This window comes from Alkalibacillus almallahensis, assembly GCF_011761495.1.
GTDB classification, from domain to species: domain Bacteria; phylum Bacillota; class Bacilli; order Bacillales; family Alkalibacillaceae; genus Alkalibacillus; species Alkalibacillus almallahensis.
Genome location: NZ_JAASRU010000015.1, coordinates 13,303 through 26,615 on the forward strand (window position 1 = coordinate 13,303; position 13,313 = coordinate 26,615).

Annotated in this window: 9 protein-coding genes and 1 pseudogene; 1 reads left to right on the plus strand and 9 read right to left on the minus strand. The window is 39.2% G+C overall.

Annotated features, from left to right (window positions below):
* Window positions 1–24: 24 nt before the first annotated feature.
* Window positions 25–1,098 (minus strand): undecaprenyldiphospho-muramoylpentapeptide beta-N-acetylglucosaminyltransferase, encoded by a 1,074-nt coding sequence (locus FHR85_RS12150; RefSeq protein WP_167263655.1) that lies wholly within the window; start codon window positions 1,096–1,098, stop codon window positions 25–27.
* A 94-nt stretch (window positions 1,099–1,192) separates the two neighbouring features.
* On the opposite strand from FHR85_RS12150, the gene FHR85_RS12155 reads away from it, so the two are divergent.
* Complete coding sequence (locus tag FHR85_RS12155) at window positions 1,193–2,551, plus strand: MATE family efflux transporter (protein WP_167263657.1); 1,359 nt, start codon at window positions 1,193–1,195, stop codon at window positions 2,549–2,551.
* A gap of 199 nt (window positions 2,552–2,750) precedes the next feature.
* On the opposite strand, the gene FHR85_RS12160 is transcribed toward FHR85_RS12155, so the two are convergent.
* The 8 genes and pseudogenes from FHR85_RS12160 to queG form a co-directional block, all read right to left on the minus strand.
* On the minus strand, window positions 2,751–3,947 hold the full coding sequence (locus FHR85_RS12160; protein ID WP_167263659.1) for a NupC/NupG family nucleoside CNT transporter: 1,197 nt from the start codon (window positions 3,945–3,947) through the stop codon (window positions 2,751–2,753).
* 178 nt (window positions 3,948–4,125) lie between these two features.
* A complete protein-coding gene (locus FHR85_RS12165) occupies window positions 4,126–4,740 on the minus strand; it encodes a hypothetical protein (RefSeq protein ID WP_167263661.1) in 615 nt (204 codons plus the stop codon).
* Between the two features lie 62 nt (window positions 4,741–4,802).
* Window positions 4,803–6,092 carry a 2-oxoglutarate dehydrogenase complex dihydrolipoyllysine-residue succinyltransferase gene (odhB, locus tag FHR85_RS12170; RefSeq protein WP_167263663.1) on the minus strand — a complete coding sequence of 430 codons (1,290 nt, stop codon included), beginning with the start codon at window positions 6,090–6,092 and terminating at the stop codon, window positions 4,803–4,805.
* Window positions 6,034–8,875, minus strand: a pseudogene (locus FHR85_RS12175) (2-oxoglutarate dehydrogenase E1 component). Before FHR85_RS12175 ends, odhB begins: the two are co-directional and overlap by 59 nt.
* A gap of 290 nt (window positions 8,876–9,165) precedes the next feature.
* Window positions 9,166–10,800: a hypothetical protein gene (locus FHR85_RS12180; protein ID WP_167263666.1), complete on the minus strand. Its 1,635-nt coding sequence runs from the start codon at window positions 10,798–10,800 to the stop codon at window positions 9,166–9,168.
* A 315-nt stretch (window positions 10,801–11,115) separates the two neighbouring features.
* Window positions 11,116–11,589: a TrmH family RNA methyltransferase gene (locus FHR85_RS12185; protein ID WP_167263668.1), complete on the minus strand. Its 474-nt coding sequence runs from the start codon at window positions 11,587–11,589 to the stop codon at window positions 11,116–11,118.
* Window positions 11,590–11,632: 43 nt separating this feature from the next.
* A complete protein-coding gene (locus tag FHR85_RS14530; RefSeq protein ID WP_167263670.1) occupies window positions 11,633–12,166 on the minus strand; it encodes a methylated-DNA--[protein]-cysteine S-methyltransferase in 534 nt (177 codons plus the stop codon).
* Window positions 12,167–13,312, minus strand: coding sequence for a tRNA epoxyqueuosine(34) reductase QueG (queG, locus tag FHR85_RS12195; protein ID WP_167263672.1), 1,146 nt, complete (start codon window positions 13,310–13,312; stop codon window positions 12,167–12,169).
* Window position 13,313 lies beyond the last annotated feature (1 nt).

The following is a 13,313-nucleotide window of genomic DNA, read 5'->3' on the forward strand; positions in this document are numbered from 1 at the left end:
TCCAAAGACAATTCGCCATTTTGTTTATTTCATTGTACGCTTAATCATGTTAATAACGTCTTCTTTTGTCTGTTTTGGCTGATAGGATGTCATGTTCTCGTGATAGTGTTCTTTTTGTGAATACAGTTGGTCAACAGCTTCGGTTAATGTTGAAGCATTAACTGACTCATCTTCTAACACATCGGCATAGCCTCGTTTTTTAAAGGATTCAGCATTAAGTAATTGGTCACCGCGACTAGCTTGCTTGGATAATGGGATGAGTAACATTGGCTTTCTTAAGGCTAAGAATTCAAAGATTGAGTTAGCCCCAGCACGAGAAACAACGAGATCTGACAAAGCTAGTAAGTCTTTTAATTCATCAGTTACATACTCATATTGCACATAACCTGGCTGTTTCACTTGTTCATCGTACTTGCCTTTACCACATAAATGAATCACTTGATAATGCTTTAGTAGTTGGGGAAGTGCATCACGCACAGCTTGATTAATACTTTGTGCACCAGCACTACCACCCATCACGAGCAAAGTTGGTTGTGCTTTGTTTAACCCTGTAAATTGAGCAGCCTTATCTGGATCACCTTCGAACAATTCATTTCGCACAATGGCTCCAATGTTAACCGCTTTCTTTTCTGGTAAATGGCTATCCGATTCAGGAAACGTCGTTAACACATACTTCGCGAAATTACTCGCAATTTTATTCGCAAGCCCAGGTGTATAATCTGATTCGTGAATGATCGACGGTACACCTGTTAAACGAGACGCCATCACGACTGGTACAGAGACAAATCCACCTTTAGAGAACACCAATTTCGGTTTTAATTTTTTTAATAATTGGCGTGCTTGAAATAACCCTTTTAAGACACGAAACGGGTCTTTCATATTTTCTAATGACATGTAGCGGCGTAGCTTACCTGTTGCGATTCCATGATATGTGACATCGTCCATGCCCTCAAGCAGCTCTCGTTCAATCCCTTCATAAGAGCCAATATAATGAATGTCATATCCCTCTTCAATAAACTCAGGCATTAAGGCTAAATTAACGACGACATGGCCTGCTGTCCCGCCACCTGTAAATACGATTGTTTCAGTTTTACTCATTATGCAAACGTCCTTTCTATTCACATCACACAATATACGCTATAATGACATATTAGCAAAGATTTACGCCAACGAGTATAGGAAGGAGCAAAAAATGTATCCGACAGACTCGATTTCAGATAAATTCAAACTATTTATTCGCATCTTAATTCCGATACTAATTACGCAAGTCGGCATTTATTTTATGAATGTTTTCGATACAGTCATGGCTGGTCAAGCGTCAGCAGAAGATTTAGCCGGCGTTGCGGTTGGCTCTTCACTTTGGGTACCGATCTTAACAGGGACTAATGGAATCTTAATTGCCATTTCACCGATTACCGCTCAATTATTAGGTGCTGGTGATAAGGACATGATTCCATACAAAGTCAAACAAGGGTTATACTTAGCAGCCGGAATGTCCTTTGTTATTTTTCTGGCAGGAGTGATATTTTTAGAACCTGTACTCGGGTTGCTCAACTTAGAAACTGAAGTTCAACATATTGCGAAATATTATTTAGTCGCCTTAGGCTGTGGCATGATCTTCTTATTCTCATTTAACTTATTACGATCATTTATTGATGCATTAGGCCAGACGAAAATCTCTATGTTCATTATATTATTAGCCCTACCACTCAATGCGTTGTTTAATTATATGTTTATTTTCGGTGAATTTGGTATGCCTGAAATGGGTGGAATTGGTGCTGGGATCGCATCTGCTTTATCTTATATGATTTCTTCGATTGTGGCTGTGGTGATTATTCATCGTGTGTTGCCGTTTAGGCGATATCAAGTGTTTCGTAATTGGATTAAGCCGTCACTTAAAGCTTGGAAAGAACAGCTGAAGATTGGCGTGCCGATTGGCTTTACGATTTTCTTTGAAACAAGTATTTTTGCGGCTGTGACGTTAATGATTAGTCGCTATGATACATATACCGTAGCAGCTCACCAAGCGGCGATGAACTACGCGACGATCTTTTACATGCTGCCACTAGCGATTGCTATGGCTCTTACCATTGCTGTTGGTTTTGAAGTCGGGGGCAGGCGCATGAAAGACGCGAAACAGTATAGTTTGATGGGTATTAGTTCTGGACTAATGGTCGCTCTGATCAGTGGTGCTTTTATCTTTTTCTTACGAGAAGAAGTTGCTCAGCTTTACAGCGATCATCCTGAAGTCATTAGCTTAATGCAGCAATTTCTGATCTTTGCTGTCTTCTTTCAAATTTCAGACGGGTTCGGAACACCTATCCAAGGCGCACTGCGTGGCTATAAAGATGTCAATGTAACCTTAGTCATCGCGTTTATCTCATTCTGGATAATAGGTCTACCGTCTGGAATTGCCATGTCTGCGTGGACATCACTCGATGCATTCGGATACTGGGTAGGGCTGATTGTTGGATTAGCAGTTGGTGCTATGATTTTAATTGGACGATTGATCTATATGTTTAAACGATACGACCAAAAACAACAAATATAGCTCCCAAACCTTAATTGTTTAACAATCCGCTTAGATTGTTAGACATTTCTTCAAGTTTGTTAAACATTCCGCAGAGAGTGTTAAATAACCCTTCAAATTTGTTAGACAATCCGGAGAGAGTGTCTAACAATCTTAACTCAATCAAAAAAAGATCCATCTTCACGTAGTGTGAAGATGGATCTTTTCAATATTGATAGGTTTATAGGAATAAACCAGCGATTGTTGCTGAAAGGATTGATGCTAGAGTCGCACCTGTTAATAGTTTAAGACCGAAACGAGAGACAGTCTTACCTTTTTCAGAATCAATACCAGCAACAGTACCGGCAATGATACCGATTGAACCGAAGTTCGCAAAGCTTGTTAAGAATACAGATACGATACCCATTGTCTTTTCAGAGAACTGGTCTTGCATGTCAACTAGTTCTAACATTGCAACGAATTCGTTCGTGACAATTTTTAGACCCATGATACTACCAGCATCAACTAGTTCGCCAGGATTAATACCCATTAGGAATGTTAATGGTAGTAATAGGTAACCTAAACCTGCTTCTAGTGATGCCCCTTCAACAGGGATTACTACACCAACAATATAGTTCACTAATTCTAGCGATGCTAGGAATGCAATTAACATTGTCGCAACGATTAAGGCAATTTTACCACCATCAAGGGCACCATTTGCCATCGCTTCAAATATACTTTTTGCTCCACTTACGTCATCAATATCAACATCATCATCTTTATCTTCCACAACTGGTGGTGCAATGATTGAAGCAACAATTAAAGCACTGAACATGTTAAGCGGAATCGCTACTAAAACATATTCATCCGGAAGCATTTGCATATAAGCACCAATGATTGATGCTGATACAGAGCCCATGGCAGAAGCCGATACGATATAAAGACGGTTCTCTGTGATCCTATGAAACTGTGACTGAACCGCGATTAACGCTTCAGACTGACCAAAGAACATACTATTTACCGCTGTAAAAGATTCGATCTTCGGTAAACCAGTTAAGAATGAAAGCGCACCACCTAAGTATTTGATTAATAAAGGTAGTACTTTAAGGTAAGTTAAGACTGAGAGAATGGTCGCAAAGAAAACGATGATTAGAAGTACGTCAAAGAAGAATACACTTGCGCCTTCTTCAATAGCTATACCACCAACTACAAAGTTAACACCGTTTGTACCAAATTCAATCAATTTGTTAAAGACAGCTGCAATACCCTTAATAATATCTTGGCCAATTTCTGTCTGGAACATGAACCATGTAACAAATAGTTGCAATAGAATCATGATAATAATTCCCTTGAATGGAATCTTACCACGATTGTTAGACATTAACATAGCTAGTCCAATGACAGCTAAAATGGCTAACAAACCTAAAATTATATCCATTTTCGTTCCCCCTATAAAAATAAATGATTAACAGTTATGCTATTGCATTTTATCAATTAGTTTATGAAAACGCAATCATATATACCTAAATTTTCTCGAAAATTTTTGTTTTTTGCATCTTTTTAGTAAATTTTAGATTATTTGGTCAAATCGTTGTTGAATAATGCGACAATTCATCTTATGGCCTGATTTGTCGGTAAGATAAAATAGGTTTAACAAGGGCATCATTTAACTTCTTCTGCTCTTCTTGACTAACATGACCGTCTGTTATGTGATCTAAATGGACTAATAAATCACACTGTTTAGCTACGGTGATCAACATCTGAATCGGAGTTAAAAATGAAGTCCCTCCTTCCAAGTGTTTCTTCGTCAATCCTTCATGTGGATAGGGATAAATTCTTTCCCGATGAAGAAAGATATGCTGGTACTTTGTGAAATCACGATGATCCACCCACTCTAAAAAATTTCCTTGTTTCATAGAACGAGAACTATCAATCATTAACACGTATCTAACATCTGTTTGTTTAATCTTAATTGGTTGCCGTATTTTGCAATCTGGGATAGGTTTTGATGTACGGAAATGCTTGAGCCAAGTTTGACGTTTATTGGTTCGATAAGTATATTCTGATTTTTGTTTATAAGAACCCATAAATTGGATTAAATCTTGTTCAGATAAGGGGCTATCACCATTCAAAGGTTGCGCACTTTGATTACCTCTTTCATGATTTTGTTCAACTAGCTGCCAACTCGTATGACCATGAATATAGTAAGGACTGTGATAATGGATGATCAATCACTCCTCTCACAAAAAACACCCTCGCAATAAGTTATGCGAGGGTGGGAATCCATTATTCATTAACCTTCTAGTAATAGGTCATATGGGTCTTCAACCATTTGTTTCACGCGGTCTAGGAACTGTACAGCTTCACGACCATCAACAATGCGGTGATCATATGATACCGCAAGATACATCATTGGACGTACTTGAATACTGTCATCAGGCATAACTTTCGGACGTTTTTCAATCTTGTGCATGCCTAAAATACCAACTTGAGGTGTATTTAAGATTGGTGTCGATAGTAATGAACCGAAAATACCACCGTTAGTAATGGTGAATGAACCACCTTGTAGGTCACCCATGGATAGTTGTCCGTCACGTGCTTTCTTAGCCACATCCATAATTTGACCTTCAATGCCCGCAAAGCTTAAACGATCAGCATCGCGAACAACTGGTACGACAAGACCTTCTTCAGTCGATACAGCCATACCGATGTCATAGAATTTCTTCATGACGATTTCGTCACCTTGAATTTCCGCATTAAGTAATGGGAATTCCTTAAGTGCACCGATAACGGCTTTCGTAAAGAATGACATAAATCCAAGCTTAATGCCGTGCTTCTGTTCGAATTCGTCTTTACGTTCTTTACGTAAATTCATAATATTTGTCATATCGACTTCGTTGAATGTCGTTAACATTGCGGATTGTTCTTGCGCTTCAACAAGACGCTTCGCAATTGTTTGACGACGACGTGACATTTTCACGCGATCAACTGGTTTTTCAAATTCTGTTTTCTCAGCTGATTTATCGTCTTTCTTACTTTCTTGTTTCTTACTACCTTCAGATTTCTCTTTTGCTGCCGCTTCAACGTCTTCTTTCGAAATGCGGCCAACTGGATCTTTCGGTTTGATTTCGTTTAAGTCGATTCCAAGTTCGCGTGCACGTTTGCGTGTCGCTGGTGAAGCAACAGGTTGCTCAGCATCTTGTTGTGATGTTTCTTCCTGTTCTTGTTCACTTACTTCATTGGCTTCTTGTTTCGTTTCTTCTTTAGACTCTGATTTAGATTCTTCTGCCTTGTCCTCTTCTTTAGACTTAGCTTCTGAACCATCGTCTGAGCTAGCTGAAGCTTCCCCGTTTTCATCTACTTTCGCAATCGCGTCACCAACTTCAACGTCATCGCCTTCTTCAACAAGTAATTCAGCAATCACACCTGCTGTATCTGCGTTCACTTCAACGTTTACTTTATCTGTTTCTAATTCAAGAACTGCGTCACCTTTTTCAACTTGATCACCTTTTTGGACTAACCACTCAGCTACCGTACCTTCTGTAATTGATTCGGCAAGCTCTGGAACAATAATTTCCTTCACGACCTTCTCCTCCTTTAATCTAACTTCAATGCTTCATTAAGAATGCGACTTTGTTCTGCTTTCGATACATTCGGATCACCCACAGCTGGAGAGGAACGGTGTGGACGACCAACGTAATGGAGTTTCTGTTTAACTTTCTTTATATCTTGAATTCGTTCTTTAACGAAATCCCAGCTACCCATATTCTTCGGCTCTTCTTGTAGCCAAATAATCTCTTCAACGTTCTTATACTTCTTAAGTAGTTCTTGAAGTTCTTTTTCAGGGAATGGATAAATCTGTTCGATTCGTGCAAGGTGAATCGCATCAGATGGATCACGTTTTTCCATTGCTTCTTCTAACTCTACCATTACCTTACCGCTACCAAGAACTAATCGTTTAACAGCTTCAGGATCTTCACCTGTATTATGCTGTTCTAAAATATGCTTGAATTTACCTTCTGAAAGCTCTTCGTGATCAACAGCAACTCGTTGATTACGTAGTAAACTCTTAGGCGACATGACAACGAGTGGACGAGCAGCTTCCGTACCAACAATCGCTGCTTGACGACGTAGTAAGTGGAAAAACTGTCCGGCTGAAGTCACGTTAGCCACTGTCCAGTTATTTTCAGCTGACAATTGTAAGAAACGCTCTAAACGCGCACTTGAATGTTCTGGACCTTGGCCTTCATAACCATGAGGCAGAAGCATCACTAAACTTGCAATTTGGCCCCATTTTGCTCGACCAGATGCGATAAATTGATCAAAAATCACTTGCGCAGCATTAGCAAAATCACCGAATTGTGCTTCCCAAAGGACAAGTGTTTCATCTGATTGAACACTATAACCATATTCAAAGCCTAAGACGCCTGTCTCATTTAATGGACTGTTATAAATGCTGAATGCTCGGTTAACGTCTTCAAGACCGTGGAATGGGCTGTACGTTTCTTGTTTTTCTGTGTCGTGTAGGACAGCATGACGATGGGCAAAAGTACCACGTTGTGTATCTTGACCTGTCATACGAATTGGTGTGCCATCATTTAAAATCGACGCATAAGCTAAAGCTTCACCTAGGGCCCAGTCAACTTTCTCGCCTTCTTCAAATGCTTTTTCACGACGTTGCAGGATTTTCTCTAATTTCTTAAAGCCATTAAACCCTTCTGGTCGCTTAAGCATATCTTCATTCAATTTCTTAAGCGTTGACTCATCAACGGCTGTTTCAATTTTGTCTAAACCATTAACGACTTCCTCCGGTATATCCGGGATCGTGTGTTCAACGTCTTCATTTTCTTTCATACTGTTATATGTTTCACGTAGACTGTCTAACACTTGATCTTTATACGCTTTGGCATCTTCTTCACCAATAATTTGTTCATTTGTTAAAGTCTCAGCATACAACTCGTAAGCTGTTTTTTGATTGTCAATTTCACGATATAGATTAGGTTGAGTTCCGCGTGGTTCGTCCATTTCATTGTGACCAAAACGGCGATAACCAACTAAATCGATGATAACATCTTTTTGGAATTTCTTACGGTATTGATACGCTAGTTCAATAGCTGACATACATGCTTCTGGATCATCAGCATTGACGTGGACGATTGGCATTTCGAAGCCTTTAGCGAGATCACTCGCATATTTCGGTGAACGGCCATCTTTATGATTTGTCGTAAAACCTAATAAGTTGTTCGCAATAATATGGATTGAACCACCTGTTTCATAACCATCTAATTGCGACATATTAAGTGTTTCCGCAACAACCCCTTCACCAATGAATGCTGCGTCACCATGAATTTGGATGGTGAATGCCTTATCGAAATTAGGCTCAGCGTAACCCGCTTCATGACGATTATCTTGTACAGCTCGCGTATAACCTTCTACTACAGGATTAACAAACTCTAAGTGAGAAGGATTATGTGCTAATGTCACTTTAGTCGAGTTCTCATCACCATATTCACGGTCAGCACCAAAGTGATATTTTACGTCACCTGTCCATCCATAATTGATTCCTGTAGATCCTTCAGAAGGAACTAATTCTTTATCAGGTGAATGCGCAAATTCTGAAAAGATCTTCTCGTAAGGCTTTCCGAGAATATGAGCTAAGACATTTAAACGACCGCGGTGAGCCATGCCCATAAGGATATGTTCAACCGAATCTTGATTGCCGTTCTTTACTAAACGATCAATCATTGGGACCATGACGTCTATACCTTCAATAGAAAAACGTTTTTGACCAACGAATGTCTTACCTAAGAATTGTTCGAAACCTTCTACTTCAGCTAGTTGTTTCAATAAATCTTTCTTATAATCATCGCTTAACGAGACGTCAATCGCACCATTTTCTACATGATTATATAACCATTCCCGTTCATCATCATCTGGGATATGGTTGAATTCAAATGAAGCTGTACCTGAATAGCGGGATCTCAAATGTTGAATCAAATCCCAAGCCGTGTTGACATGACTTGGTACATTGGCGATTAACACTTTAGCGTCCATTTGCTTTAAGTCAGCTTCTGTTAAGTCATATGTTTTTGGATCAACTAATGGTGTCGCACGATCATCTTGTTTTCCAACTGGAAATATGTCTGCTTCTAAGTGTCCATGACGTCGAATCGCATCAACTAACTTCATCGCTGATGTTAACTTCTTCAAGTCATTGATGCTGGATTGACCTCCACTTGAAGTCTGTACGTTACTCGATTCCATCCAATCAGGAGCACCATATTGTTCGAACATTTGACGCAATGATTCATCAACTGCATCAGGGTCATCTAGAAATAACTCATACTGTTCTTCCACATAACCCATGTTAGGCCCATGAAAAGCATGCCAAACATTGCCGTTAGACCCTTGGATTGCCACTATTTACTACCCCCATCACTTTCTAGAAAATTGATTTCAAGTTTATTGTCGTTTTATAAAGAACATCTACCTCTTATAATACCCTATTCTAAGGCAAAACAAACTGTTCAGTAGTGTCCCATGTCAAAACATTATATACCTTCAATTAGTATATATGAAAATTGTTGAATAGAAAAGGTTAGCGCATGAAAAATTACAATGAAGTGATTAGTTTCGACATGTTCTAATGTATTAATCTACCTATGAATAATATAACGCTCATTCACCAACTTTATCAATTCTGAAAAATATGGTGAATAACGTCCATCTTCAATTGCCTCTAAATATTTTGCTAATGCAATTCTTAACTTATCTTCACCATTTAACTTTTGTAACACATTTTGCATTAGTTTTTGCTGAAATAGTTTTTGATATTCTGAATCTAGATGATCGAAACGATTTTGTGGGCTTTGAAAACTGGCTATCACATCGTTAGATAATCCGAACCACTGTTTTAGTAATTCAGGTGACTGGCTAGCTTTCTCGACTAATTCATTTAATTCCGTTTGATAATCATTGATGATTTCAGTTTCAAATCGATGAATTAATTCCGTTTCGAAATGATTAAGAACACATGTGATCAAATGATCATACCAGGCTTTAGAGGCTTTAGCTATCGTGAGATCCTCTCCAATTTGAAGGCGCAATTCTTTCAATATCTCTTGTGCAGTAACTGTACTATCCCTGGAGATACATCGGTCCAGAACACGGTGAATGAGACGCGTATCAAGACCATCTAGACCGTCATCTTTTTGAAATGGAAGAGCCTCTGCTGATCTCAATTTAGCTATTTCTTGATAAATATGCCGATTTTCATTATATTGAAGTCGAGATAAGATGGCCGTTACTGCAACACTCTCTAAGGCTTTCGGGGCAAATTGATCTTGGTCATCTTGATGTATGTAATGCTTATAATGTTCTACTTCTTGTCGCAAATTTAAGTTATATGGCACAAATAATACACTCATCCGTTTTAAAAGGCTGTGATTCCTCTCGTCCTCAGCGAATGTTCGCCAATCAGACAAAGTGGAATGCCCGATCATGACTAAGTCACTAAATATCATCGCTTGTCGGGATACTTTATAAATTGATTGCTCAGCTAAAGTTAGGAAAGGATAAAGCAAATCGTGACGACACTTCAATACTTCATGCAATTCTAATAACCCTTGATTAGCTGCTTGAATTTCTCCGTCATAGCGATAAGCGCGGGGATCAGATGATGTACCATATTGTGTGACCTTCGCATAGTCGATATCGCCCACTAAATCGGATAAGTCTTGCGTATACCAATCACCCGGCATAAAGGTTCCAATTCCTAATCGTTCTTGCTCTGAAAGTTCAATCCGTTCTACAGGCATATGACGCCAATCGTTTTGATAATCCCGTTCAAGTCGTTGTTGATTATAGGGAGAAAGCGTTCCACTTATAGTTAACTCAATTTCTTCTTTTATGCTCGTTCGTTCATTCTTAGGCAATGCCCACAAAGGATTTTCTTGCATTGGGCAACCTTCCAAACGATAAATTGCCCCCTCCTCTGTTTTCGAAAATTCAATAAGAACTTGTTTTAATGTTTGGACAAAGGTCGACTTCCCACTTCCTGGAGGACCAACGAATAACCATAGTCGTTTCCGTGTATCATAATTTTTAGCGGCTGGTAATAAAAATCGTTGTTCAAATTCTTTAAGAATATGTTCCATCCCAATTAAGTGAGCAAACATTCCTTTTTCCTGTCCCCACGTGAACGCACGGTAAAGTCTTTCATGTGCAGACAAAGGCTTTACAGTTCTATTTTTAATCAAATCAACATATTGAGCTAATGTTAATTCTGACACAGAATCCCCTCCACCCGTTTTTGCTATAATTTATTCGAGTGGTTAAGGATATTATACGATAGACGGAACAAGAACTTTTTTTGAACAAATGATTTATTCATTCACAACATTTAAGTTTTAAGTTATAATGATTGTACAAACGTGATTATCATAAAGGAGGATTCTCCATGGATGCACCTATTATTATGACCATTTGTGTGACATTCTTAGTCTCTATGTTTGCCGCTGGATATGATGCAACACCAGGTGAACCACGCAAATAAAACATCTAAACTAATATCAAAAAGCACGCATTGGAATTCCAATGCGTGCTTTTTAATGGACATGCGGAAAGCCTTGTTGACGTAATGCTTCATAGACGATAATTGCTGCTGTATTTGATAAATTAAGCGATCGTACATGCCCTGTCATATGGACACGCAAGCATCGATCTTCTTTACCTTCAAGTAACTCATGCGGAATCCCGTCTGTCTCACGACCAAACACAAAAAAGATGTCTTCGTCTTGATTACTATAATCAAAATCTGAATAATATTTCTCTCCAAAATTCTCGATGTAATAATAAGAGCCTTCTGGATACGATTGATACAGTTCTTCCAAAGAATCATAATATCGAATATCGACATCATGCCAATAATCTAATCCTGCACGCCTTAACATCTTATCATCCGTCGAAAAACCTAAAGGTCGTATTAAATGAAGCGATCCTTTTGTTGCTAGTACAGTTCGAGCAATATTACCAGTATTAGCAGGAATTTCTGGTTGATATAAAACAACATGTATACCCACTGTTTTTCCACCTCAGCTATTAAAATGATTCAAACATGGCATATTATAGCATATTATGAAGCAATGTTGAGTCTGAATCCATTTCGATTGATAGTAATGTTTTCTTTTTATCTAAACCGCCACCATATCCTACAAGCGAACCGTCTTTTCCGATGACGCGATGACAGGGGACAACGACCGTAAATGGATTACGATTGACCGCACCACCTACTGCTCGTACAGCTTTAGGTCGTCCGATTGCTTGGGCGATATCGAGATAGGACCATGTTTCGCCATAAGGAATCGTTAATAAAGCTTGCCACACTTCTTGTTGAAATGTTGTGCCGTAAAAAACAAAATTTAAATCAAAATCAGTTAAGTTCCCTTGGAAATATTGATCCAATTGATCAGTTACACTGCTTAGCACCTCGGCATTGGATACAAATGTTTCATTTCCGAAATGTTGGTTTAACCAACGGTCGAAGCGATCTCTCAGGTCATGTTCTGTCCCGTATTTCACCCAATATAATGCATCTTCAGTTCCGCCAATAAATAATGGACCAACAGGTGATTGATATTCTGTCACATAAACGGTCATCTATTCCCCCACCTTTTCAGTCAATAGCTCCAAGCCTTTATTCATTTCATGGCGTGCACCCTCATCTGTTTCACGTTCTAAGGCGTTCGATATAAGGGATTGACTATCGTGACGAGCAATTTTCCCGATTGCCCAGCCAGCTGTTCCACGGATCATTGGTCGAGGGTCTTGTTGCATGACATGATTTAATGTATCGACTGCTGATGTTTCCTTATAATTAGCTAGAGCGATGATGGCATTACGTTGAATAGGTTTCTTGCCACGCCATGAACCAGCCATCTCACCGAATGTGTCTTTAAATTCACGATTAGACATGGTAAGTAATGGCTCTAACTTCGGCTTAACTCTTTCAGGATCTGGTTCAAACTCAGGATGAACGTGAAAATCAACACCCTTATTTTTCGGACAAACGACTTGGCAAGTGTCACAGCCATAAAGACGATTACCTATTTTCGAGCGGAATTCATCACCTAAGTAATCTTTCGTTAAGGTTTGATAAGCAATACATTGACTGGCATTTAACTGTCCACCTTGTACTAATGCGCCTGTAGGACAAGTGTCGACACATATATTGCAATCACCACACCCCTCTTCTAGGGGTTCATCCGGCTCGAATGGAATATTTGTAATCATTTCACCTAAATAAACATAAGACCCATACTCTTCAGTAATTAGAGTCGAGTTTTTACCGGTAAAACCGATACCAGCGCGTTCTGCAACAGCTCGGTCGTTTAATTCACCGGTATCAACCATTGATGTGTACGTCACATCACCCACTCGCGCTTCTAAAAACTCGCCTATTAGATTTAATTTCTCGCGTAACACATCATGATAATCGCGCCCCCATGAGGCTCGTGCAAACTGGCCTCGGCGTGCTCCTTTTTGATTCTTAGGTGCATCATGAAGCTTAGACGGGTAGGCAAGCGCAATCGCAATAATCGATTTAGCTTTTGGTTGTAACAATGTTGGGGTTGTGCGTTCTTCAACCGAGCCTTTTTCAAAACCAGAGTGATATTGCAACGTTTGTTGTGTGATCAATCGTTGTTTTAATGTGTCAAAGGTCTCAGCTGATGCAAAACCGATCTTCTGAACATTAATCTCTTCACAATAGTCCTTTAATTCTTGTTTTAACTGGTTAATATCCAAC